22 protein-coding genes are annotated in these 25785 nt (G+C 40.2%); 15 read left to right on the top strand and 7 right to left on the bottom strand.

Going from position 1 to position 25785, the window contains the following annotated elements; genetic code table 11:
- The first annotated feature begins 116 nt into the window (after positions 1–116).
- Together DVW06_RS10735 and DVW06_RS10730 are read left to right on the top strand one after the other, a co-directional pair.
- Positions 117–1595 carry an MDR family MFS transporter gene (locus tag DVW06_RS10735; protein WP_003127262.1) on the top strand — a complete coding sequence of 493 codons (1479 nt, stop codon included), beginning with the start codon at positions 117–119 and terminating at the stop codon, positions 1593–1595.
- Positions 1592–2302: a DUF4811 domain-containing protein gene (locus DVW06_RS10730; RefSeq protein WP_021150917.1), complete on the top strand. Its 711-nt coding sequence runs from the start codon at positions 1592–1594 to the stop codon at positions 2300–2302. Before DVW06_RS10735 ends, DVW06_RS10730 begins: the two co-directional genes overlap by 4 nt.
- Before the next feature lie 108 nt (positions 2303–2410).
- On the opposite strand, the gene DVW06_RS10725 is transcribed toward DVW06_RS10730, so the two are convergent.
- The 3 genes from DVW06_RS10725 to DVW06_RS10715 are packed head-to-tail and all read right to left on the bottom strand — an operon-like array spanning position 2411 to position 5773.
- Complete coding sequence (locus tag DVW06_RS10725) at positions 2411–3562, bottom strand: pyridoxal phosphate-dependent aminotransferase (protein WP_137264629.1); 1152 nt, start codon at positions 3560–3562, stop codon at positions 2411–2413.
- 17 nt (positions 3563–3579) lie between these two features.
- Entirely contained in the window at positions 3580–4302 is a 723-nt protein-coding gene (locus tag DVW06_RS10720) for an amino acid ABC transporter ATP-binding protein (protein WP_003127265.1), read from the bottom strand.
- Entirely contained in the window at positions 4295–5773 is a 1479-nt protein-coding gene (locus DVW06_RS10715) for an ABC transporter substrate-binding protein/permease (protein WP_005472565.1), read from the bottom strand. The genes DVW06_RS10720 and DVW06_RS10715 overlap by 8 nt, the downstream gene beginning before the upstream one ends.
- Positions 5774–6271: 498 nt before the next feature.
- Between DVW06_RS10715 and DVW06_RS10710 the strand changes: the two genes are divergently transcribed.
- From DVW06_RS10710 to DVW06_RS10675, 8 genes are all read left to right on the top strand, one after another.
- Positions 6272–6916, top strand: coding sequence for a 3D domain-containing protein (locus DVW06_RS10710; RefSeq protein WP_021150913.1), 645 nt, complete (start codon positions 6272–6274; stop codon positions 6914–6916).
- A 224-nt stretch (positions 6917–7140) separates the two neighbouring features.
- Positions 7141–7806 (top strand): 2,3-bisphosphoglycerate-dependent phosphoglycerate mutase, encoded by a 666-nt coding sequence (locus tag DVW06_RS10705; protein WP_021150912.1) that lies wholly within the window; start codon positions 7141–7143, stop codon positions 7804–7806.
- 103 nt (positions 7807–7909) lie between these two features.
- Positions 7910–8176 (top strand): ACT domain-containing protein, encoded by a 267-nt coding sequence (locus DVW06_RS10700; protein WP_003127269.1) that lies wholly within the window; start codon positions 7910–7912, stop codon positions 8174–8176.
- Between the two features lie 10 nt (positions 8177–8186).
- The gene (locus DVW06_RS10695) at positions 8187–9536 is read left to right on the top strand and encodes a PFL family protein (RefSeq protein ID WP_003127270.1); all 1350 of its coding nucleotides are present in this window, start codon (positions 8187–8189) and stop codon (positions 9534–9536) included.
- 260 nt (positions 9537–9796) lie between these two features.
- A complete protein-coding gene (locus tag DVW06_RS10690) occupies positions 9797–11359 on the top strand; it encodes a TPM domain-containing protein (protein ID WP_137264628.1) in 1563 nt (520 codons plus the stop codon).
- Between the two features lie 234 nt (positions 11360–11593).
- A complete protein-coding gene (locus tag DVW06_RS10685) occupies positions 11594–12211 on the top strand; it encodes an HAD-IA family hydrolase (protein ID WP_003127274.1) in 618 nt (205 codons plus the stop codon).
- Positions 12212–12256: 45 nt separating this feature from the next.
- On the top strand, positions 12257–12853 hold the full coding sequence (locus DVW06_RS10680; protein WP_003127275.1) for a helix-hairpin-helix domain-containing protein: 597 nt from the start codon (positions 12257–12259) through the stop codon (positions 12851–12853).
- A 544-nt stretch (positions 12854–13397) separates the two neighbouring features.
- Entirely contained in the window at positions 13398–14873 is a 1476-nt protein-coding gene (locus DVW06_RS10675; protein ID WP_003127277.1) for a hypothetical protein, read from the top strand.
- Positions 14874–15055: 182 nt separating this feature from the next.
- Here DVW06_RS10675 and DVW06_RS10670 read toward each other — a convergent pair whose 3' ends face one another.
- Complete coding sequence (locus tag DVW06_RS10670) at positions 15056–16456, bottom strand: glutamate decarboxylase (RefSeq protein WP_003127278.1); 1401 nt, start codon at positions 16454–16456, stop codon at positions 15056–15058.
- A gap of 31 nt (positions 16457–16487) precedes the next feature.
- A complete protein-coding gene (gene gadC, locus DVW06_RS10665) occupies positions 16488–18002 on the bottom strand; it encodes a glutamate:gamma-aminobutyrate antiporter (protein WP_005472579.1) in 1515 nt (504 codons plus the stop codon).
- 692 nt (positions 18003–18694) lie between these two features.
- Between gadC and DVW06_RS10660 the strand changes: the two genes are divergently transcribed.
- Genes DVW06_RS10660 through holA form a run of 3 tightly spaced genes read left to right on the top strand, consistent with a single transcriptional unit; the run spans position 18695 to position 22518 of the window.
- The gene (locus tag DVW06_RS10660) at positions 18695–19249 is read left to right on the top strand and encodes a ComE operon protein 2 (RefSeq protein ID WP_005472581.1); all 555 of its coding nucleotides are present in this window, start codon (positions 18695–18697) and stop codon (positions 19247–19249) included.
- Positions 19221–21461: a DNA internalization-related competence protein ComEC/Rec2 gene (locus tag DVW06_RS10655; protein WP_137264627.1), complete on the top strand. Its 2241-nt coding sequence runs from the start codon at positions 19221–19223 to the stop codon at positions 21459–21461. Before DVW06_RS10660 ends, DVW06_RS10655 begins: the two co-directional genes overlap by 29 nt.
- Positions 21462–21492: 31 nt before the next feature.
- Complete coding sequence (holA, locus tag DVW06_RS10650) at positions 21493–22518, top strand: DNA polymerase III subunit delta (protein WP_003127282.1); 1026 nt, start codon at positions 21493–21495, stop codon at positions 22516–22518.
- A 44-nt stretch (positions 22519–22562) separates the two neighbouring features.
- Here the strand turns inward: holA and rpsT are convergent, their stop codons facing one another.
- Positions 22563–22817, bottom strand: a complete 255-nt coding sequence (gene rpsT, locus DVW06_RS10645; RefSeq protein ID WP_003127283.1) for a 30S ribosomal protein S20 — start codon at positions 22815–22817, stop codon at positions 22563–22565.
- A 255-nt stretch (positions 22818–23072) separates the two neighbouring features.
- On the opposite strand from rpsT, the gene DVW06_RS10640 reads away from it, so the two are divergent.
- The gene (locus tag DVW06_RS10640; protein WP_003127284.1) at positions 23073–24107 is read left to right on the top strand and encodes an inorganic phosphate transporter; all 1035 of its coding nucleotides are present in this window, start codon (positions 23073–23075) and stop codon (positions 24105–24107) included.
- A 12-nt stretch (positions 24108–24119) separates the two neighbouring features.
- A complete protein-coding gene (locus DVW06_RS10635) occupies positions 24120–24743 on the top strand; it encodes a DUF47 domain-containing protein (RefSeq protein ID WP_003127286.1) in 624 nt (207 codons plus the stop codon).
- Between the two features lie 48 nt (positions 24744–24791).
- On the opposite strand, the gene DVW06_RS10630 is transcribed toward DVW06_RS10635, so the two are convergent.
- A complete protein-coding gene (locus tag DVW06_RS10630) occupies positions 24792–25625 on the bottom strand; it encodes an undecaprenyl-diphosphate phosphatase (RefSeq protein ID WP_005472587.1) in 834 nt (277 codons plus the stop codon).
- Between the last annotated feature and the right edge of the window lie 160 nt (positions 25626–25785).

Below are 25785 nucleotides of genomic sequence, written 5' to 3'. Positions count from 1 at the left end.
GGTATTTGTTTATATTGTAACTTGTTTTACTTTTGTGTCAAGTAGGTTGACAAATAAGTGGGAAAGTTTTAAAGTGTATAGTGCTGTTGAAAAATTTTGTGAAAAGAGTGTGAAATATGACAAATAATCGTCCTTTAGATATATACGGTAAACCGTACAATCGTTCTTTATTGGTTGTCGTTTTGCTGATCGGTACGTTTTGTACAGTATTGAATCAAACATTACTGACGACTGCCTTTCCAACCTTGATGAATGCCTTCGATATTACGGCTTCTGATGTTCAATGGTTGACGACCGGATTCTTGCTTGTTAATGGGATCATGATTCCAATTACCGCTTGGCTGATTAATAAATTCAATTCGAAAAATTTGTATTTAACTGCCATGACGATTTTCTTAATTGGTACAATTGCTTGTTTTGCAGCACCTAATTTTTCGATCTTACTATTAGGTCGTTTGATTCAAGCTGCCGGTGTTGGTATCTCCATGCCGTTGTTGCAAAATATCATGTTATCGATCTTTCCGCCAGAAAAACGCGGTTCTGCAATGGGAATGTCGGGGATCGTTATTGGGTTGGCACCAGCTTTAGGCCCAACACTATCCGGCTGGATCATTGACCACTATACTTGGCGCTATTTGTTTGGAATGGTCATTCCAATCGTTATTTTAGTATTGATCTTAGCTGTCTTCTTGATGAAGAGTGTTATCGAGCTGTCTCATCCGAAAATTGATATTTTTTCTGCCATTCTTTCAACCATCGGTTTCGGAACATTGTTGTATGGTTTTTCCAGTGTCGGAGACAAGGGCTGGGGAAGCGTGGAGGTCATTAGTTTCTTAGTAGTTGGGGTCTTGTTTATCGCCTTTTTTGCTTGGCGACAATTGCACATCGAGCATCCATTTTTGGAATTACGCGTCTTTTCATCGAAAACATTCACATTAGCGGCCATTCTTTCAGGTGTGACCAATATGGCCTTGGTGGGCGCAGAAATGGTCTTGCCTTTATATATCCAAAATATTCGGGGAGAATCTGCCTTTCATTCTGGTTTGATGCTTTTACCTGGGGCACTGGTAATGGGGGCGATGATGCCGATCACTGGGGCAATTTTTGATAAGTATGGGGCAAAGCGTTTAGCTATTACCGGTATGTTCATTTTGACTGCTGCAACATTGCCTTTTGCCTTTTTAACAAAAGACACACCGATTTTGCATATCGTCATTCTTTATGCGATTCGTATGTTTGGGATTTCCATGGTTATGATGCCAGTTACTACTTCTGGTATGAATGCTTTGCCAGGAAACTTGATCAGTCATGGTACAGCAGTTAATAATACTTTCCGTCAAGTTGCCAGCTCAATTGGAACGGCGATTTTGATCAGTGTCTTATCAAATGTAACCAAAGGAAATCTTCCAAGTGAGGGCTTGTTGAAGGCAACACCGCTTGCTTACAAAGAAAAAGCGATCGAAGCAACGCTTTCTGGTTATCATGCTGCTTTTTATGTCGCTGTTGTCTTTGGCTTTTTAGGCTTTTTGATTGCCTTTGCATTGAAGAAAAAAGAGCCTCAGTTGACTGTTCTTAAAGGAGGTGACGGCAAATGATGTTAGTGATTGTCGTCATCAGTGTAATTGCCTTTGCGTTATTAAATGTTTTTGCCAAAAATAAAGTCCAAACTGTTATTTCACTTCTCTTTGGTTTGGTTTTTGTCTTAAGCTTAACAGCAATGATGGCCAATCTATCCGCACATTTTGGAATGGAAAAAACCACCACAACGACTACACAGCCGTTAGTTTCAAGCAGTGACAATGATCAGTTGCCAATGCTGTTGTATCAACCTTTGGGTGATGGAACTGAGAAAATCTATTTGTACCGCACAGATGAGTCGCAAAAGAAACCAAAACAAACAAGAATGGACCATGTGACGAATCATGTCGTCGAAGATGCCAAATCGGCACAAAAAGAAACGAAAACGACCCGTTGGACGTATAAAAATGATTTTTATCGTTTCTTGTTTGGAATAGCTGGGAATGATGAAGAGTTTATTCGTGAAAAGAATACGTTCTCTCTTCCAGATTCTTGGACTCTCTTAACTGTTGATCAAGCGAAAAAACTAGCCAGTCTTGTTGAAAACCAACAAGAAGCGATGAAAACAGAAGCACAAACTTTTGTTCAAGAGAAGATGCAAGCCGCTTTGATGGCTGACCCAACAATGGATGCTGCGGAACAAAAAGCAAAAATCAGTCAATTCACTGCAGAATTTCAAAAAGAAGCAATAGCAAAACTGATTCAAGAAGCAAAAAAAGAATAAAAAAATCCCTCTGCTCCAAGAGAGTGAATCACTCCCAAAAGTTAGCTTTTATGGCTAACTTTTGGCGAATGGTTCAATCACTCTAGTTGCAGAGGGATTTTTTGTTGATTAAAAAGTGAACTGCTCAATGCGATCAAAGGCTTCTTTTAGCATTGGCATTGATTGCGTAGCAGCTAAACGGACATAATGATCACCAGTCGTCTCACCAAAAGCTTTACCGGGAATCATTAGCACGCTAGTATCTTTTAAAAGTTTTTCAACGAAAGTAACAGAATCCAAGCCAGTTTTTTCTATGTTGATGAAGGCATACATACTTCCTTTGACAGGAGACAAAGAAAGAAAAGGAATAGTAGCGACTCGTTGCTGAATGTAACTTAGCCGTTTTTTGAAGGTTTCCACGACTGCTGGAACAAGTTCGTCGTAGTGATTCAACGCATAGATTCCCGCTCGTTGTGAGGGGGTAGGAGCAGAATAAGCAATACTTTCATTAATCAACTTGGCTGTCTGATTGATGGATAAAGGAGCGATCATGTAACCAATCCGCCAGCCAGTCATAGCAAAAGCTTTTGAAAAACTGCTAAAAGTAATCGTCCGCTCAGGCGCAAAAGTGGCCATAGGAACAAACTCTTCCATAAAACAAAAGGCTTCGTACACTTCATCTGACAAGATCAACAAATCATTTTCTTCGGCAACTTCAGCAATTGCTTTAAAAGTTCTCGGCGAAAAGACAGCACCAGTGGGATTGTTGGGAGAATTAATGATAATGGCTTTTGTTTTGTCGGTAATCGCTGCTTTTAATACATCAATAGCGATCTGAAAACCATCTTTTTCAAAGGTAGGGATGAAAACCGGGCTTCCGCCAGCCATTTCAACTTGCTGCTTATAAGGAGAAAAGTAAGGCTCATGGATAATTACTTCATCTCCAGGATCCAAGATCGCGCACAAGGCAAGATACATGCCATGTAACGCACCAACTGAGGCCCGTACTTGATCGTTGGCGAAAGTCAATCCATAATGGTTCTGATAAAAATCGACAACAGCTTGAATAAAATCGGAACTACCATCAGAAGCCGTGTATTTTGTATGTCCATTTTTGACGTCCGTAAAAGCGGCAGCAATGATCGACAGATCAGTAATCAAATCAGGATCGCCGATGGACAGATCTATCAAATTTGGTGTTTTCTTGGCAATCGTTGCAATGTCCATTAGTAAATTTTCTTCGGGTGTTTGAAATCGTTGTGCAATCATCGACTGTTTCATAGGTTCATCTCCATTTTTTATAGTACTTTTCTTAAAAAATCTTGTGTGCGGCTATTTTGCGGATGGTCAAAGATCGCTTCAGGTGTTCCTTGTTCTTGAATGACACCGTCAGCCATAAAGATCACGCGATCCGCTACTTGCTTGGCAAAGCCCATCTCATGAGTCACAACGACCATCGTCATGCCTTTCTCGGCAAGTGCCTGCATCACCGCTAATACTTCACCAACCATCTCCGGATCAAGTGCAGAAGTCGGTTCATCAAAAAGCATCACATCTGGATCCATAGCCAACGCACGAGCAATAGCTACTCGCTGTTGTTGCCCACCAGATAAACTTGCAGGATAGCTAGTCGCTTTGTCTGCTAATCCAACTTGTTCCAAAAGTGCGTAGGCTTTTTTCTCAGCGGTCTCTTGATCTTGTTTTTTTACTTTTATGGGGCTGATGGTGATGTTCTCCAAAACTGTTTTATGAGGAAACAGATTAAAGTTTTGGAATACCATACCCATTTTTTGACGAATTTGATCGATCACAATCTCTTTAGCCAAAAGATCGTTTCCTTCAAATTCGATTTGACCACTGGTAGGTTGTTCTAAAAGATTCAAACAACGCAGAAAAGTACTTTTGCCACTTCCAGAAGGTCCAATGATCACAACGACTTCACCCGCGGAGATTTCAAGATCGATCTCTTTCAGAACTTCTGTCGCACCAAAATTTTTTAAAAGTTTTTTTACGCTAATCACTTGTTTTCATTCTCCTTTCTGCAACTCCTAGTAATCGTGAAAGAGCAAAAGTCAAGACAAAATAAATCAAGGAAACAATCACGTATGGTAGGAAAGGTTTGAAACTGGCACCTTGGACGACCCCTGTTTGGAAGATCAATTCGGAGACACCAATGACAGAGACAACAGAAGACTCTTTGATGACTGTCACAAATTCATTGCCGAGAGCAGGTAAAATGTTCTTGATGGCTTGCGGAAAAATAATGAAGCGCATCGCTTGAACTTGATTCATTCCTAATGAACGGGCTGCCTCCAACTGACCTTTGTTGACCGCATTGATCCCCGCACGAATGATTTCAGCCACATAGGCGGCACTATTAAGTGCAAGAGCGATACAACCTGCCGTTAATTTGGATAAATCCAGACCTAGTACGCCAGTCCCAAAATAAACGATAAAGATCTGTACTAAGAGCGGGGTACCTCTCACGTATTCAATATAAACAATCGCAATCCAACGCAAAATTTTTGACGCAGAAAGTTTCATAAATGCCAGTAGACTACCAGCAATCGAGCCAAAGAGTACACCGACAAAGGCTAAAAAAATAGTATAACCGGCTCCTGAGAGATAAAAGGGCAGATATTTGCTAAAGAAGCCTTCTTCAGGTGCTCCTGTTTCTTCATTGAACATTAGAGCATAGGCTTCATCTTGATATTGACTCAATAGATCGTTATCGACAATCGTCTTGATGGAAGCATTGATTTTTTCCAGGAGCAGCGGCGCCTCTTTTGAAATAGCAATTGCTGTTTCTTTCGTACCTTTCTCAAAGACCACATCGTCGGCAATTGCTAAGTTATCATTTGATTGAACATAGGCTTCCGCCACAGGACCTTCCATCACAACAGCATCCACTTTTTTTGAGTTTAAATTTGTGATCAGATCCGGAACTTTTTGCAAAGAGGTTACAAGTGAGCCGGACAACTCATTCTTAGCTAATTCTTCTTGTGTGGTTTGTTTTTGAGCACCGACAGCTACACCGTTGAAATCTGCTGTTGATTGAAACCGGTTCTGATCTTCTTTTCGAACAATCACTTTTTGTTGGACTTCCATATAAGTGTCAGAAAAGTTGACTTCCTTTTTACGTTCATCGGTAGCAGCCATCCCCGAAATGACAAGATCGATTTTTCCAGTTTTTAATGCTCCTAACAGCGCATCGAAACCTAATTCTTCAATTTTAAGATCGACACCTAGATCATCAGCGATTTTTTTGGCAATTGATAGATCAAAGCCGACAATTTCGTCTTTGCCATCAATCGTGGTATGAAATTCATAGGGGGCATAATCCGCAGATAAGCCAACGATCAATGCACCATTTTGTTTTATTTTTTCATAGACGGGATCTGTTGTTTCAGCGTGTACCAGTTTTGTGGTAACACAAAAGAACAGGACGATCAGTATCATTGTTGAAGCGAACCATTTACACATCTTTTTCATTCAATTACTCCTTTTTTGTTTTAAAATACAATAATAGCTTGAATTATGTATAAAAATACAACAAACGTTAGAAATATCGTATCATACCTTTGTGGGAAGTCAATCCCTTTCTTGGAAAAATCACGAAATATATTTGAGTTTTCAGAAAAAACAGTGTTTTCTATAAGTTTACAGGTTGAATTGTTTTTTACAAATTTGTAATATAAGAAAATTTGTTTCAGAAAATTTCCGGAAATTATGAAAATATTTAAGATTCATTCGGCTTTTTTGATTAGCTTAAAAGAAACTTGTAACAGTTAATCGATCTTCTGTTTACTATTAAAGCCTTATTTAGCAAGGTTTTAAGTATTTCTATTTTTTATTTGGTACGTTATTTAATTTCTTTTATCAAAGTGAAATATTTCGTCATCGAACTGTTACCAAGGACTTAACGTATCTTGCTATTATTTATCAAGTCGTTACGACGAAAACTTACATAGAGCGAGGGAAATAAAATTTATGAAATCAATTAAAACATTCGTATTAACTACAGCCACAATTGCTGGTTTTGCTGCACTAAGTACAACTGCTAACGCAGACGAAATCAAACATGTGGTGAAATCTGATGACACATTATCTGGTCTTTCTTTAAAATACTTTGGTAATTTAGATCATATTGATCAAATTGCAAAAGACAACAAACTGAAAGATCCTAACATCATCTACGATGGTACAACTCTGATTATTGACACCGACAAAAAAGTATCATCAGATAACCAAGCAAGTGAACAACCTGCAAAAGAAACAACACAAGCAGAAGACCAATCTGCCAACGAAAACCAATCTGAATCTGCAGCAAGCAGCTATTCTGGAACAACGATGACGATGGAAGCAACAGCATATAGTTCTGATCCAGCAGATGTTTTAGGCGGCGGAACTGTGACAGCTACCGGCCAAAACTTGTTGGAAAATCCGATGGCAGTTGCGGTGGACCCATCTGTGATCCCTCTAGGCACAAGACTTTATGTTGAAGGTTATGGAGAAGCCATCGCCAGCGATACCGGTGGTGCGATCAAGGGAAATATCATCGACGTGCATTTCCCAACAAATGCACAATGCGAACAATGGGGCCGTCGGACCGTTCAAGTAACGATTCTTGATTAATTTCTCCAAATTTTAAGAACAGACCCATGCACGTATGAGGCTAGGGCATAAGTAAAAACAGTCAGAAAGATTTTCGAGAGGACAGTTGTTCCTTAAAGATCGGGTCTGGCTCAACTTATGCCTAGCCTTTTTGTATACTCAGATAAAAAAGGATGCCTCTATGAACTTTGCCCAAGACATTTTGCTTTTTTCTTGAGATAATGAATCAAAGAGGAGGCGTTCAAGTGAAGGTAGTATTGATACGGCATGGCGAAAGCGAAGCAAATTTTGAAAACTATTGGACGGGCTGGCTGGATGTGGCCTTGACAGCAAAGGGTCGGGAACAAGCTTGGCAAGCGGGAGAAAAAATCAAAGAATTGGGTATTTCTTTTGATGTAGCATTTGCTTCTTATCTTCAGCGAACCATCATCACCTGCAACACTGTTTTGGAAGCAAGCGCTCAATTGTGGGTACCTACCTATAAGACATGGCGGTTGAATGAAAGACACTACGGACAGTTAGTCGGTGTCAATAAAGATGAAATGGTTGCTCGTTATGGAAAAGGTCAAGTCCAAAAGTGGCGACGAGGGTATAATGAACCGCCGCTGTATGTTTCAGAAAATCATTTTGATCGTCGTTATGACGACTTAGATCCACGCTTGATTCCTAAAGGAGAAAACCTAGGAATGGTCGTTGAAAGGATCACCCCTTTTTGGTCGGATGATGTTGTTCCCTTCATTCGATCAGGAAAAAATGTCTTGATCACAGGCCATGGCAATAGTTTGCGGGCTTTAGTGAAGTATTTGGAGAATGTACCTGAAGAAGAAGTCGACAAAATCGATGTCCCCAATGCAGAGCCAATCATTTATACCTTTGATTCACAAGCTGTTTTACAAGAACGGCTGGGATAAAGACGAACATTATTACTAAAAACCGCGCTTTCGTATGAAGTTTCATCGAAAGTGCGGTTTTCTTATGCTATAATAAGAAAAATTTTATGAAAGGCGGGCTCTTATGAAAGCAGTATTGACCGTTATTGGAAAAGACAAGGTAGGGATCATCGCAGGCGTCAGCCAACTATTGGCAGAGTTAGACATCAATATCCTCGATGTTTCACAAACCATCATGGAAGAATACTTTACGATGATGATGTTATTATCGATGGAGGCAAATGCAGATTTTGAAACGATTCGTGAGCAATTGCATACCAAAGGCGAAACACTAGGTGTTAAAATCAGTATTCAAAACCAAGAAATTTTTGATACCATGCATAAATTATAGGAGGGCTTCTATGGAAATCAATCAAATACTAGAAACCATTCGCATGGTTGAAGAAGAAAATCTTGATATTCGTACCATTACAATGGGAATCTCTCTTTTAGACTGTATCGATGCCGATATCGATCAGATGTGCGAAAAAATCTATCAAAAAATTACGACAAAAGCCAAGAACTTGGTGCGAGTTGGCGAACAAATCGAAACAGAATATGGTATTCCAATCATCAACAAGCGAATCTCTGTTACCCCGATTGCCATTGTTGTGGCAGCCAGTCAACCGACGCCACAAGACTGTGTGAAGGTAGCTAAAACATTGGATCGGGCAGCTGAGACAGTAGGGGTCAATTTCATCGGTGGCTACAGTGCTCTGGTTGAAAAAGGGTATCAAGGCGGTGATTTAGCATTGATCCAATCGATTCCAGAAGCGCTGGCAGCAACGAACTTTGTCTGTTCTTCGGTCAATATTGGATCAACCAAAGCTGGAATCAATATGGATGCTGTTCGGTTAATGGGGGAAACAGTCAAACAAACGGCTGAAGCTTCAGATATGGGATGTGCGAAATTAGTTGTTTTTGCAAACGCAGTGGAAGACAACCCGTTTATGGCCGGTGCTTTTCACGGTGTCGGAGAAGCAGATGTCGAGATTAATGTAGGCGTCAGCGGTCCTGGAGTGGTCAAGCGTGCGCTTGAAAAAGTCAAAGGAGAATCTTTTGACGTCGTTGCAGAAACAGTCAAAAAAACGGCTTTCAAAATAACCCGTATGGGGCAACTCGTAGGACGGGTAGCTTCCGAGCGTTTAGGGGTTCCTTTTGGGATCGTCGATCTTTCTTTAGCACCTACTCCGGCTGTAGGGGATAGTGTGGCGCTCATCTTGGAGGAAATGGGTCTGGAATCCGTTGGAACTCACGGGACAACGGCTGCATTGGCGTTGTTGAACGACGCCGTCAAAAAAGGCGGCGTCATGGCCTGCAATCATGTTGGTGGTTTATCGGGTGCTTTCATCCCGGTTTCAGAAGATGCAGGCATGATCAAAGCAGTTGAAAGTGGTTTGTTGAATCTAGAAAAGTTAGAAGCGATGACAGCAATTTGCTCGGTGGGCTTAGACATGATCGCAATTCCTGGAGATACTACTGCAGAAACGATTGCTGCGATGATTGCTGATGAAGCAGCAATCGGCGTCATCAACCATAAAACAACGGCGGTACGTATCATTCCGGCTAAAGAAAAACAAGTAGGAGACCGAATCGAATTTGGTGGTTTACTAGGCACAGCACCTGTTATGAAAGTTAATCCAGCTAAATCTGCTGACTTTATTCAGCGAGGCGGCCGAATTCCTGCGCCGATTCATTCTTTCAAAAACTGATCATCTTCTGAAACTGCGATATAAGGAACACACAAAATCAAATGCTCTCGATTGGACGAAAAGGTGATTACTTTTCGAACATTCGCTCATAAAGACCTAATGGTATTTTGGAGGGGATGCTAGTAAAAAAATCGGACATTTTGTTTAGTGTAGCACTTAGTTCGCAGTTTCTTCTTTGTGATCTAAGGCTTTAGCCCTATGCTGATCATCTGGAAATAATATACAATTAACGTAATTTTATACAGATAGGGGTGTCAAGAATGAAAAAGAGGGTAGTGGGCAGCTCCATACTGGTAGTGATCGTCATGTTCGTGCTACTTGTTCCCCAAAAAGTATTTGGTCAAAGTTTTGTGAAGGATAATGCAGGGGTCCTCTCAGCAGAGACAATCGCAAAAATCAATCAATTAAACCAAGAGAGGTTCCAAACGTTGCCAGGAAGTCCAGAATACGCTGTTGTCACGCTTAAAAACTTAGACGGCCAAACGATCGAGACAGTAACCAATCAGTTATTTGATGAATACAGTTTTGGTCAATCCGCGTATAACAATGGCTTAGTCTTTGTGTTTGCCATCGAGGACCGGGAATTTCGTTTAGGCTATGGGGATGGCTTAACGTATATTTTTTCTGATTTGTCAGATGATGACCTGATCGATGAAGATACAAAAGTTCTTTTGCGTGATGAAGACTATGATCAAGCTGTTTTAAATGCTTCTGATCGCGTCTATGAGGAAATGAAAACAGCGGACGAAACGGTTGGTCTGAACAAAATTTATGCGGATGGGCAACAGCTACTGGCAGAAAAAAAGGCCCGAGAAGCCGCAGAGTCAAAGAAATTCTGGTTGCTGTTTTGGCAACTTGTTAGTTCAGTTAGTGCATTGATTATTGCAGCTATTAGCGGAGTGATAGGCTGGCGCAAGCGCCAAACGAAGAAAAGTTTTCAAGCAGCCAATGTGATTCCTCCTCATATTCATTCGGATCCAGCGTTTGATGAAAAGGCTTTTTACAGATGGGCAAGTAAAAGAAGGAATTATCAGACCTTCAATCACTATATTGTTGCTGGAGAGTGTTTGAAGGCGTTAAAAATGTACCTGCTTAGTGAAGTTATTCCGAGGCAATTAGCTGAGTTTGAAAGAATCAGTCCGCAACCAGCTAGAAACCAAATGATTCAACAAGCATTGAAAAATCCGCAGTTGGCCGATCAATTCGTGCAAGAATATATGAAAGATCATAAAAATTTGAAGATCTTTGGGCAAGAGTTAGCCCAAGGCCATGACACATTGCGAACCTATGAAACACAATTGCAGCGGCAACTCAAGGAACAATTACGAGATTATGATTTAACTGGAGATATTCTTGCAGAAAATGCTTATTTGATTCCACAGTATAAAAAAGAGATTCAGCAGTTGGCGGAAGAAGAAATTCAGCGGCGTAGTCTCAACAACGATTATTTGGCTATGCTGCTTACGAAGGAAAAGACGTATCCTGAAATGGTGCAGACGAGTTCTCAGGAAATAGCTAGCTTGATTGATTCTGTTAAAACGGATGCTTTGTTTACTATCGATCTCCATGAAGTATATAAAAATCATCCAGATCTACAAAAACAAGTAGGTGATTTTTCGGGGGAAGATCGTTCAGAACTATTGAATAATGCTCGTCGTGAATACAATCCAACCACTATGGATCAATCTTTAGTTTATTTGTTACTCATCAATCATGTCACGCGACAAGAACAGGTCATCGCAGAGAGTAAAAGCTCGGATAGTGATTTCGGTGGCTTTGGCGGTGGGTCCAGTAGTGGGGGCGGAATTTCCGGAAGCTGGTAATTTTTAAGGGCTGTGACAAAAGGTTGTCATAGCTCTTTTTTCGAACGCACGGTAAGCGGTCGCTTTTGCAGTAATAAGCCGTAATTTCTTGCAACTAATCACTTCTGTCTCAACCACTTTGCCTTTTGATCTAAAGACAAAGGCGGACTTTTGTGATAAACTTTGTAAAGTTGCTGAAAAAACATTTTTTTCACGGAAACATTTCAGCTTATTTTTAGAAAATGAGGGTTGTACATGTATCATTCGTATATTTGGGACTTTGACGGCACATTGTTTGACAGTTACCCAATCATGTTAGAGGCGTTTCTTAAAACATTGAAAGACGCTGGATTTGATCCCGATTCGAGAGAAATTTATCGCATCTTGAAAGCATCGTCATCAAAACAAGTAGCTGAGAAATATCAATTGGATTTCATTGATTTTAGCGCTCGTTTTAAAGCATATGAAGCACTAGATGAGCGGCTACCCGTTTCATTTCCGGGAACGAAAGAAGCTTTACAAGCAGTAGTAGACCATGGCGGAAAGAATTATATTTTGACCCATCGTGACGTTGTTTCAACGAAAGAACTTTTAATGAAAGAAAATCTTGACCATTTGATCGTAGAGATCGTGGGACCGGAGAATAATTTTCCCCGCAAGCCGGACCCAACGTCTTTGAATTATTTAGTGGAAAAATATCAATTGGACAAAACAACGACTGTAATGATCGGTGATCGTGCGATGGATGTGCTGGCTGGACGAGGGGCAGGGGTGCAAACGATGTTCTATGATATTGAAGGATTGCTAACTGATTTGGATGCAGACCATGTCGTTCATTCCATGAAAGAAATCGAAGAAATTATCAAGTCTTGAGCAATCAAGACTTTTTTTGCGTACTTCTTTTTGAGGTGATTCATTATGGACAAGTGGTTGGATTTTGGGAAAAAATATTGGCATTTATCCTTGAGCGCGCTGTTGGTCATTCTTTTTCTATTTGGTTTGTTTTTTACCCCGAATGAGCCAGAATGGCCCGAAGCAGAAGAATCTTCACCAATTTTCGAATCAGAGAGTAGGAAAGAGTCATTGGACCAGATCGTTGTAGATATCAAAGGAGAAATCCGAAATCCGGGTATTTACACCTTACCTAGTGGAGCTCGACTGTATGAGCTGATCCAATTAGCGGGCGGGGTCACTGATGAAGGAAATGAAGAAGTCATGAATTTTGCCCAAGAATTGTCAGATCAACAATTAGTAATCGTTCCTCATTTAGATGATCCGGTAGTTTACGCTGACAACGGAGCAGAAGGAACACTTGCTCAGAACCAGATCGATTTAAATACAGCAGATAGCAGCCAGTTACAAGAGCTTCCAGGCATTGGCGCGAAAAAGGCAGAGGCAATCATCGCTTACCGTGAAGAAAAGGGTTTTTTTAAAACCGTGGAAGAAGTGAAAGAAGTTTCTGGTATTGGCCCTAAAACTTATGAGGCTTTGGAGGGGTTGATCAAGGTGCGATGAAAAATAAGAGAAAGAATAAGAGAATAAGCTCGCGATTCAGTGGCTTTTCTGTTTCGTTGTTGTAGGGGGTATAGGGAGTATAGGGGTATAAGGGGTATAAGGTAAGTAGAGAAGTCATTTTTATTTAGTAGAGCGATCGGGTGAAACAAGTCAGTATCGCGACGTATTATGCTAACAAAAACACACTCTGTCGCAGGCGGCCGGTGGTTGTAAAAATTAATCTTTTGCTCAAAAAGAGTCAATCGATACAACTATATGTTGTATCGAATGCTAGGGGATCTAAGGAATTTATCGTGTGAATACAAAGTAGACCTTTTCTCACTGTGTAATCCATTTGTTTATTTCAGCAGGAAAAGATTTGCTAAAGGTAAGCTATACCGATTACATGAAAAATTCTTCATTTTTCCCAAGATAAAATTAAAAATAATTTTGAAAACAATTTTTTTGCCTAAACTTTTCCTCAGAATGCTATCAATTTCATTTCTTCCTATTTCCTGATAGTTTATAATAACGGACGTAATAAATTCGGGAAAGGAGCGAGCCTATGCTGGAAAGGTATATAGAAAAATGCGTGATTCGTCAAGTCTATCTTTGCGAGCAGTTGTATGAGAAGGAAAGCGTGCTTATTGACCGTTTAGCCGAACAGCTGGATGTCTGTCCTGCGACCATTATCAATGACATTGATAAAATTCTGCTTTTACTAAAAGAACGCATTGCTACCGCCACTCACGAGAAGCATACATATCAAGTGGTTTTTACTGCCGGATCTTCCTTATCAGAGCTTACTCAAACCATTTATCAAGGATCCTATTTTTTACAAGTTCTCTATCAATTTTTGATTGGAGAGAGAAGTTGGCAAAAAATATCGGAAGAGGTGTTTATTTCATTAAGCAAGGTTTATACCATTCGGACAGACTTATGGAGATTTTTTGAGGAAATGGGCTATTTAAATGAAGAGCAAGAGGAGGTCGAGATCCCCGAGAAAGACTTCCGCTATCTTCTATTGGCTGTAATGAACTATTTAGGAAAACGTCCTGAAAAAAATCAGTCTTTTATTGAGCAGGCTTGTGAAGAACTGATCCAATTCGTGGAACAACGTTTTTTTCTGCGTTCTTATCCTGAAGACGAACGTCAAATCATTCATTTAGGGATCCACATCGGATTAGCAAGAAGCCGAATAGCTCCTATTTGTTTTGCATCAAGGGACAAGGAGATGGCACGACAGACACCGCTATTTCAATTATTACAGCAAGGTCTTAAAGAACTTGTAGTTTCTTTGTGTAGCAATGAGGACGAAGAATTTTACATCTATTCACTTTTTAATTCACGCAAGTATCAGTGCAATAATCTGGAGCTGTTGCAAAGAGATTTTGAAGTCGTTTATCGTAATCACATTCATCGCTGTCCGGAGATGTTGGAACTCACGCATTTATTACAAAACCGATTAGGAATCTCCGAGAAAAATCATTTGTTGTTCGAAAAAGCGTTACTACCGTTTCTTCGTTCCGCTTGGGGGGACATGCAGATCTTTCAAACGGATCGTCTATTCTTTCTCTACCCAAGTGAGAGGGAAATGTTTGATCAAATAATGGAGAGCCTTGGGTTATGGGCAAACCAAAACCAGCAGATGATTCGATGGAATGACAATCTGGTTCGTAAATTGACGATTTTACTAAGTTTGCTTCCTGATGCTGAAAAAACTGAACATTTGGAAGTGTATATTGTTGCACCTTCTGATTTTAAATACTTGTATTATCGCCAACAGTTAGAAGAAATGTTAGATGAGCACTTTACCATAAGCAATATGATCTATCACCAATTAACTGATGTGGTGGATGATGTCTTTTTTTGTACCAAACGAATGATTTTATGTGATGCTTCTCTTTATCAAGAAACACTTCAAACGAAAAATACTAAAATTTATCCGGTGACTTTCAACACTGTTTCCTCTGTTATCTTAGCTATCAATCAGACACTATATCAACGAGTCGAGGAAATCTTTGCAACAAAGAGTAATTGAAAAGACTGAAAAAGATAATTATTGATACAAAGAGAGGGATTGCGCACAGCCGTGCGCAATCCCTCTCTTTGAACTAAAGTAGTGCAAGCGAATGGCACTACTTGGGACAGTTCCGCAATAGAAGTAACGTTGAGAGCTCTAATGATTTTGGGGAAGTTTCTTGCTAGAACGTGTTGGCCTTTTTAATGAGTAAAGCCGTAGGTTTTGATTTCTTGTTTTTTATGATAGACCAGATGAGCCTGATCAAGTGCCAGCAGAGCTTCTTTCATGTCTTGAATATAATCGTGGGCCATATTCATACCAAAGTCTGCACGAATGACCAATCGTTGGATGATTTGGTCGTCTAAATTGGCTGGTAATGGATAAGCTGGAACTTGCCAACCTTTCATGAGTAAACGGTCTGCTAAGTCATACAACGTCCATTCCCGTTTTGAATCGTCTTTCAATTTGTAGCAGACGATCGGAAGTTGAGCGCCATCATTGATCATTTCGAATAGATCGGTTTTTTCGATTTCTTTTGCCAAATAAAGAGCAACTTTATGGGTCTTGTCATGAATCGCTTTGTAACCATCAAAACCATAGCGCACAAAATTATAGTATTGTCCGATCAACTGAGCAGCACTATGGGAGAAGTTGATGGCCATGGTTGGTAACTCACCGCCTAAATAGCTGACTTTAAATACAAGTTCTTGAGGCAAGTAAGATTGATCGCGCCAAAGTACCCAACCCACACCCGGATAAACGAGACCGTATTTATGACCCGATGTGTTGATTGATATGACATTTGGTAATTGAAAGTCCCAGACGAGATCCGGTTCAGTAAAAGGGGTATAGAGACCACCAGAAGCAGCATCCACATGAATGTAGACTTTATAGTCCGTTGTTTGGTTGTATTGTTCAACAAGTTCATTCAATCCTTTAATGTCGTCATAGCGTCCTGTATAGGTGATTCCTAGAATGCCAACGATGCCGATCGTATATTCATCAACATAGTCCATCACTTTATCAAGATTGATCGACAAATGGTTTTCATCCATAGGGACTTCTCTCATCTCGATATCCCAGTAGACACAAAATTTTTCCCAACAAACTTGATAACCGCTTGAAATCACTAAATTAGGTTTATGAGCATTTAGATCGAGACCGAGTTTTTCCGCCCGATTACGCCAAGCAAATTTCATTGCCATCCCACCTAACATACAGGCTTCTGAAGAACCAATGGTAGAAGTGCCCATGAATTTTTCTTCTTTGCTTGCATGCCACAAATCTGCAATGATATTCACACAGCGATTTTCAATTTCTGCTGTTCGTGGATACTCGGATTTGTCGATGGCATTTTTTTCTAGAGTTTGTGTCATCAGCTTAACTGCTTCCGGTTCCATGTAGGTTTGACAGAATGTAGCTAAATTCAAACGGGCATTTCCTTCATCAAGTAGCTGATCTTGTACGAGCTGATAGGCCATTCTAGGTTCAACAGATTGTGGATTTAGTTTGTATTTCGGTAAATCTTCTCCTTCACAAACAGCTCCAAAAATTGGTTCCAAATAGTCTGCTTCTTCGCGGTTTTCTTTTCCATATAACATGATAATTCCTCCTAATAGATAAAAAATACGGTTAATGTTTGATTGTATACTTCTCGTTTTGAACGATGTGGTGTTCTCCTCGAGCGCTTGGATAAGTGGCAGGGTTCACATCTCCTGTTTTCATATGAACCGGTTCGTCGATTTGAGCTTCTTTGCCACGTTTGTCATGAAGTTCATAGAGAATGAATGGTAACAATAAAGTAACGATGAAACTAATCAACAAGATGACTTGGTAAGTTCTGTCTTCACTGGCAGGAATCGAAGAAGGTGGGAAGAACGAAACGAATAATGCGAGCAGCGACATGATGAGCCCTAATCCTGCGATTATTGTTTTTCCGATTGTTTTTCCTGGAACATTATAGGTACGAGGAAGATCTTTTTTCTTAAAAAGCAGAACAAAATAGCCCAAGAAAAACAGCAAATAACCAATCAAATAAATCACTACTGTCAGCGAAATAGCTACCAAGAAAGATAAGTTGTTTCCACCGCCGCCAAACGTTAGAACAGCACCCCATATTGAAACGATGATTCCTTGAATCATGATTAGCGGAACAGGGACGCCATGTTTATTGTGCTTTCGCAAAAAAGTCGGCAGTAATCCTCGTTGTGCCGCTGCAAACATACCTCTTGATGGGCCAACGACCCATGAGCTGACCTCACCCATGACACCAAAGGCAATCATTAGTGCGATTAACTTCACTAGCCAACCAAGATGCGGATTGAAGTGAAGCAACAACGATTCAAAGGTTTGAATCACTCCGGCACTGAGAGATAATTCTTTTTGCGGAATGACCGCAGCAACAGAGAAGCCGCCAATAGCGTCTAATGCAATGGCAAGAATGACTAGCAAAATCATTGCTAGTGGATAATTTTTTTGCGGATTTTTTAGTTCATTAATGTGGGAAGCAGAGGCCTCCACACCCATATAAGCCAAAATAAAAGAAACAAATACCACGAGAGTAGAAACTTTTGAAAAGTCAGGGATAAATGCTTTTTCACTCAGAGGTATTTGAATAGGATTTCCACCGATGAAATAAGCTGCTGCTAGCACAAATAAGAGGATAGAGGGAATGACGATCCCGATAACAAATCCTGCTTTTGCAATTTTTGCTGTTCTTTTGGTTCCACCTAACTGAGAAAACGTTAAGAGCCAAAAAATAATCAGCAAACCGATGTACTTCATCAATGGATCATTGTTGAGGGCGGGAAAATTCAGCACATAAGAAAGTGCTCCTAAGATGAAGTAAATCATCGTAACAAACCCGACAGTAATCTGAAACCACTGAAAGAAGATCGCTGCAAAGCCAAACCGTTCGCCTAATGTTTCACTAACCCAACTAAATATCCCACCGTTCTGCCAGCCTTTTACCGTCGACATTTCTGCCGCGCAGAGTGCAACAGGCAAAAACCAGAGGATACCTCCTAATAATAAGAAGAAAACCAAATGAAGTTGTGACGTGGCAAAAGTTGGGTACTCGTACACAGTCAGGACCATCGAGGCTGTTAGTGCGAAAAAACCAAATAAAGATAATTTTTTCTCGTTCATCAAATCGCTTCTTTCTAAGTCTAATATCTTTTTGGCGCTGTTATCTCGGAGGAGAAAGCTGATGTATGCTTCTGTTCATTGTGTGTCCACCTCTTTTCTTACAAAACGAAGTATAAAACTTTTTGGGTAAGAAAATTTCCAAGTTTTTTCTGAAAACAAAAGTGAAAAAGAAAAAAAGCTGGAAATAAAAAAGAAGCGTGTATTTTGCTGTTAAAAAAAAGCAAGAGCACTCGAAAGGCGTATTATTTTATGTACCCCTGAAAAACTAGAAATAGGCAGATGGTGTTGCTACAAAGGTTTTATGAAAAATTTGCGTTAGGCAAGTGTTTCAATGAAAGGGAGGAATCGGAAGAAGAAAGAGAGAAAAGGCGAAAAAACTATTATACCTGGGAAGAGTAAAGTGAGGATCTTTCGTTCCATCCGTTAATAGCATCAAATATTAGTAGCATCAAAGAAAATAACAAGCAGTTTTATTCCCAGTCCCTTAATCAAAAACAATACCCAGCAGGTAGTGGAGTCATTTTGAGAACTGTTTGACTGACGGTAGCAGTAGGAAAAACAAGCAGAAGTGAATGGAGAAAAAGACACTAAAATTCATTAGCCCCTAGATTAATCAGTGGGGGTATAGTATATTATAAAAAATTGTGTACTATTATTTCGCAATCGGAAAAATAGAAAAAGGAGGTACGCAGATGACAAGCGATCTGAATAAAAAGAATCAATGGGTTAATTCTCAAAACCGATCGATAGAAGGAAATAAACGAATCCCTTGGGACCAGTATTTTATGGCTCAAGCTGTTTTACTTTCTCTTAGAAGTACATGCTCTCGGTTAGAGGTGGGGGCGACACTAGTCAAGGACCGACGGATTATTGCCGGCGGCTACAATGGCTCAGTTAGTGGAGACGTTCATTGTATTGATGAAGGCTGCTATGTGGTTGACGGACATTGTATCCGCACGATCCATGCAGAAATGAACGCATTACTGCAATGCGCCAAGCTAGGTGTTTCAACCGACAATGCCGAGATTTATGTGACACACTTTCCATGTTTGCCTTGTACGAAGGCGATTTTGCAGGCAGGCGTCAAGAAAATTCATTATCTGAATGACTACCGCAATAATCAATATGCTCTAGATTTGATTCAACAAGTTGGTGCTACCGTCCACCAAGTTGAACTTGATCCAGCATATTTTGAAAAATTATCTTTTGGTGCCTTGAATGGGGCTACACATACAAACATGCCGTGACCATTTCCTTTTTGTTGGAGTGATCATTGGTTGCTGGGTAACAGGTTTCTATTTGAAATCTGTTCTTTTATTTATTATCGCAAGTTATCTTCTTCTGGGACTACTGATAAAAAAACAAGTTGCTTTATTGGCACTTTGTTGTCTTGGCAGTGTATTGATAGGGGGACGTATGGTCAGTTTTCAAAATCGTCAGTTGGAAGAAGGATCGTTAACTGCTGAGGTTCTTATCTATTCTGATACGATCAAAGTTAATGGTGATTTAGTGACATTTGAAGGGAAACTGCCTGAAGGTAAAGTGATGGGGCGTTACCAAGTTTCTTCTCTTTCCGAAAAAGACCAATGGCTCAGCCGACAAAATTGGCAGAAATCACTAAGAGTACATGGAAATTTCAAGATAGCAGAGCCAATCCGAAACAAACATGCCTTTGATTACTCATTTTATTTGGCTAGCAGGAACTTCTTAGGCACATTGACGATTACTGAGATTCTCGCAAGCAAACAAACTGCCGGGATTTCTTCGATCTACAGGTGGCGAGCAGCTGCAGTGACTCACGTGAAGCAGTTTTTCCCTGAGAAGCTGGCATCTTATATAAACGCATTGTTATTTGGGTATAAAGATCATGAGTTTCAAGAGATCCGTCAATTATTCAGTAGCAGTGGCTTGCTGCACTTTTTTACTGTGTCCGGACTGCATGTGTCTTTCTTTTTCTACTGGTTAGAACGAGGTCTGAGACGAGGAAAGTTCACCAGAGAGGAGATGCTGCTTCCTCTTTTGCCAATTATCCTGATAGCCGCCATTTTATTTGGTGGTTCTATCAGCGTGATTCGAGCTGTTCTCGCTTATGGGATGACCGTTCTTTTGCGACTGTTTTCCTGTCACCTTTCAGCCTGTGATCGTTACGGTATCGTGCTTTTTCTAACACTTATGATCGACCCAAAAGTTTTTCTGCAAACGTCCGGGCAGCTATGTTTTTTGATGACTTTTTTATTGCTCATGCAAAGAAACGTACAGGTTTCCTCAGTGATCCGTTCTCAGTTTTTGCCGTTATTGGCAGCGCCGCTGCTGATGCACTTATTCTATGAATTTCCTTTGTTGGGTGGGATTTTTACTCTTCTTTTGCTTCCGTTGTTTCAACGTTTTATCTTACCTAGCTGTTTTGCTCTTTTTGCCGTAAGTCTTTTGATACCAAAAATACCCTATCTGGATAGTTGGAGTGAAACACTTTTGCATGGAATAGAGGAAATCGTCTTTTTTCTTGGAAGATTTGCCCTCACGACTGGAAGGATTCCCATAGAACTTGCTATTTTCTGTAGTCTTCTTGGTTTATTTTTGTATCAGCGACATCAGTTCTTTTTTTGTTTCTTAGTCAGTTTGTTTTTACCGCTACTTTTACAGCGTCTTTTTGTCCCTGCTGCCGTTACATTTGTCGATGTTGGGCAAGGTGATAGTATTGTCCTACAAACAGCCTTTAACCGGGAAGTGTATGTGATTGATACCGGCGGCAGTTTATCTTTTCCTAAAGAGGCGTGGCAGCAACGCGCGTATCAAGAAAATGCACACGCCTCATTGATTCCATTTTTAAAAGGCGAGGGAGTCAGGCAAATCGATGGGCTTTTTTTGACTCATGGAGACACGGACCATCTAGGTGATGCACTGGCATTAATGACAGCAATCCCTGTCAAAAAAATATACCTAGTTCCTGGAAGTGAACACCATCCTCAGATTGCCGCGTTAATCAAGCAGCTTCCGCAAGGAACTGTTCACTGGACAAAAGTGGGTGAAACCATTGGTCGCGACCTTGCTATCACTGTTTTAGCTCCTGAGTCTGGGCAAGGTGAAAATGAAGATTCTTTAGTTTTGAAGGCTGAAATTGAGAAATGGCGCTTTTTATTTACCGGTGATTTAGATCAAAAAGGGGAAGAAAAGTTGATTCAACTGTACCCTCATTTCCAGGCAGAAGTGGTAAAGCTAGGGCATCATGGCAGTCGTACCTCCACTTCTGCTCGTTTTATCGAGAGCCTTTCACCCAAAATCGGCATCATCTCTTGTGGCAAAGACAATCGCTATGGACATCCACATTCTGAAGTTTTGGAAGTGATGGAAGGAAGAAGCATCTTGAGAACAGATCAGCAGGGGATGATCCGCTTCAGCTGGTCAAATTGGCATCGTGTCCAACAGCTAGAAACATGGCTAGACTATCGATTAGAATGATGATAGGATGGAAAAGAAAGCGGGGGAATCTATGGAACTGCAAAAAGCGTTGCAAGAGATTCGGACGAAATCTCTGCAACCTATCTATTTAGTGACAGGCACAGAAAAATTTTTACAAGAACAAGTACGTCAAGCATTTTTGACGCGTTTTGAAGTTTCAAAAGATGACTTGAATTTTGCTTCTTTTGATATGGAAAGAGAGCCTTTGGATTTGGTGATTCAAGAAGCGCAATCGTTGCCGTTTTTCGGTGATCAGCGATTGATCTTTGTGGAGCGGCCTTTTTTTCTAACAGCAGAAAAAAAAGCCAATGTTCCAGAACATGACCTTGATGATTTTTTGCTGTATTTAAAAAATCCAATGGACACGGCTGTCTTGGTGATTTTTGCCGAATATGATAAGCTGGATGAACGAAAGAAAATCACGAAGCAGTTGAAAAAAGCAGGGATCATCATCGATGTGGCACCAATGAAAGAAGCGGATGTTCGTCGGTACTTGCAACAGACATTGACAAACGATGGTATTGAAATGACTAGAGAAGCTTTTGAACTGTTCCTGCGGTTGACTGATCTCCATTTATCAAAAGCGATGCAGGAGTTGCAAAAATTACGCTTGTATGCAGGAAAAGATGCGAAGATCACAAAAGAAATCGTTCAGCAATTGATTCCTAAAACCTTAGAACACAATGTTTTTGAATTGACTAATGATGTGTTACAAGGAAAAGTAGCGGATGCCTGGCGGTTGTATGATGACTTGTTGTTACAAGGGGAAGAGACCATTAAAATCAATGCAATTTTGATTGGACAAGTACGCTTGCTTTTACAAGCGTCGATTCTGATGAAGGTCGGCTATCAACAGGCAAATATTGCTGAGACACTAAAAATCCATCCCTATCGGGTCAAGTTAGCGATGCAGCAGGCAAGAAAGTTCAATGAAAAGCAATTAGCAGCCCTTTATCATGAATTGATTGAGAATGATTATTTGGTGAAAAGTGGTCAAATCGATAAAGAATTTCTGTTTCAATTGTTCGTTTTAAAGCATGGTAAAAGACAAGGGTAAAAGAAAGCCGAAGCAATCATTTGATTGCTTCGGCTTTAATTTGCTTATTTCGCAATTTTTTTACTTAAACGAGATTTGTCACGACTAGCTTTGTTCTTGTGGATCAATCCTTTAGTCTCAGCCATATCGATTGCTTTAACAGCATCTTTATATAACGCATCTACGTTATCAGCACCAGCTTCAACAGCTAGATCAAATTTTTTGATTGCTGTGCGCATTGTGCTTACTTGAGATGAATTCTTAGCATTAGCCGCTTCGCTTGTGCGAACACGTTTGATTGCAGATTCAATGTTTGGCATGTATTTCACCTCCAAAAATAAGTTCTTATACGTTTGAAACGTATAAATCAACACTAGTCATTATACCTAATGCAAGTTTCATTTGCAATAAAAGTTGTAAAGAAATTTTACTTAACACAAAAAAAGGTGCTTTTGCCAGCTATTTTTTCTTGTTCTATATTATTATTTTAATCCTTTACATATTTTTTAATGAATACTTACAAAAAGTTTACACTTTGTTCACTTTCTATGCTATGATTACTTCGGAATTTTTAAATGAGGTGTATAAATGTGAATATGGCTTTAGTTATAACCATCGTGCTCTCGTTAGGCGTTATTTTCGTCAATGGGTGGACGGATGCTCCAAATGCAATTGCCACCGCAGTCTCTACGAGGGTCCTACGTCCAAATGTCGCTATTGGAATGGCGGTAGTGATGAATTTCCTTGGGGTCTTAGTGATGACGTATTTCAATGCGCAAGTTGCTGAAACCATCAGTAACATTGTCAGCTTTGATACTGCTGGCGGCTTTCATGTTGCACAAATCGCTTTAGCTGCTGCACTTTTTTCAATCGTCGTCTGGACGGTTGCGGCTTGGTACTTCGGTATTCCAACCAGTGAATCCCATGCATTGATTGCTGGACTTACAGGAGCAGCAATGGCACTGGGCGGATTACATGCAGTAAACGGACAAGAATGGGTCAAAGTACTGATAGGGCTGGTGGTCTCAACATTGATGGGGTTCATTGGTGGGTTTATCATCACCAAATTGATCGTTTGGCTCTTCCGGGGAACTTCTCGTCGTAAAGCAAATAAAGTTTTTACGATCGGGCAAGCGGTCGCAGCTGGAGCAAACGCTTTTTTGCATGGCGCACAAGACGGTCAAAAGTTTATGGGGGTCTTTATGCTAGGTCTTTACTACAATAACCTTGTAGAAAAAAGCGGCAACGGCTTTACGATCCCTTTGTGGGTAATGGCGTTATGTTCTCTTACTATGGGAATCGGAACCTCTGTAGGTGGGATGAAAATCATTAAATCTGTCGGCATGGACATGGTCAAACTGGATAAATATCAAGGTTTTTCGGCTGACTTAACAGCGGCAATCTGCTTGTTCTTATCTTCCGTGTTTGGGATTCCCGTTTCGACGACACATACAAAAACAACTGCCATCATGGGTGTTGGCGCATCACGTCGCTTTTCCAGCGTTGACTGGCGCATCGTGAAAGAAATGATTTATGCTTGGATCTTGACTTTCCCAGGCTGTGGCTTGATTGCCTATGTAATGGTAAAAGTATTACTTGTGATTTTGTAAGGAGAGAGAAGAATGGCACGAAAAAAAAGTTTTGATTATTTTGCAGCGATGGAGCAGCTGGCAACCAATGGTCATTTAGCGGCAAAACGTTTTTCAGTTCTGATAAATGATTATTCAGAAGCAGCGTTAACTGAAGCAGCAGCAGAAATTCACGCATTAGAAAAAGAAGGCGATCAAGTGATCGCAGAATTGACCAATGAATTATATGATTCTTTTATCACACCGATCGATCGAGAAGATATTTTGATCATTTCTGAACGCTTGGACGATATTTTAGATGGCATCATGGGCTTGACTTATTTATTTGAAAATCTTGTGATCAAGTCATTACGTCCGGAAACAGCTGATTTCGCTGTCATGATCGAACAGGCCACACAAGGTGTGCAGACGGCATTAAAAGAGTTTCCTAAATTCAAAAATTCAAAGACGCTACGTCAAATGATCAATGATGTCAATCGTATCGAGTCTGAAGCGGACCTTTTGTACTCTAAATTGAAAAAGGCCCTTTTCACCGATGAAAAAGATGTCTTAGAAATCATTAAATGGAAAGACATTTATGACCGCTTTGAAACAATCATCAACGACACAGAAGGTGCTGTCGATATTATTGACGGCATGGTCATCAAAAATACCTAATTTAGCTAAAAACACTGCGATGTCCAAAAGGACATCGCAGTGTTTTTATTATAAAGATACTAACCAGTAAACGATCAAAACCGCACCAAGTACGATACGATACCAACCAAAGAAAGTGAAATCGTTTCGTTTGATATAATTCATCAAGAAGCGGATGGCTAACACGGAAACGATAAAGGAAACGATCGTTCCAGTTAATAAGATAACTGTTCCTTGCAAGTCAAAAGCATTTCCATCTTTCAGAAATTTAAATATTTTTAAGGCACTTGCACCGAACATGGTAGGGATACCTAAGAAGAATGAAAATTCTGTTGCGACAAAGCGGGAGGCACCAATCATGATTCCTCCAAGAATCGTAGCGCCAGAGCGTGATGTTCCGGGAATCAATGCTAATACTTGAAACATCCCGACAATTAGTGCAGCTTTATAAGTGAACTTGTTCAAATCGGTACATTTTGGTTCTTTGTTTTTGTTTCTTTTCTCAACGACGATGAAGCCGATCCCGTAGATGATCAGAACGATCGAAACAGAGAGGAAATTATAGAAGTGAGCGTCTAACCAATCGTCCAGTGGCAAACCAATGATGACAGATGGTAAGACAGCAATGATCACTTTCGACCAGAGTGTCCAAGTGTCTCTCTTTTCCAATGCATTTTTAGTGGGTGAAAATGGGTTTAATTTATGGAAATAGAGGTAAACAACCGCCAGAATCGCTCCTAACTGGATCACGACGTTGAACATCGCCATAAATTCCGGGCTTACTTTCAACCCAATAAATTCATCAGCAAGGATCAAGTGACCGGTACTACTGATGGGAAGCCATTCGGTAATGCCTTCAATGATCCCGAAAAGGATGGCTTTAATAAAATTCGCAAAAAACATTTGTTCAGTCCTTTCTTGTATGGTGAAATACATTACATAGTATACCTGTTCTAGGAAAAAATACCAAACACTTCCTAAAAAAAGAGCAGTTTTTCTTGCTGAAAAAATCGTCAAGCCGAGGATCTTTTCAGCAAAAAACTACTCTTACTTTTGTTGATTC

It is taken from the genome of Enterococcus sp. ARL09-542 (genome assembly GCF_005234805.1).
Classification (GTDB): Bacteria; Bacillota; Bacilli; order Lactobacillales; family Enterococcaceae; genus Enterococcus_D; species Enterococcus_D gallinarum.
Note: the sequence above shows the minus strand (reverse complement) of the source record. Positions and strands in the feature narration are given on the sequence as shown.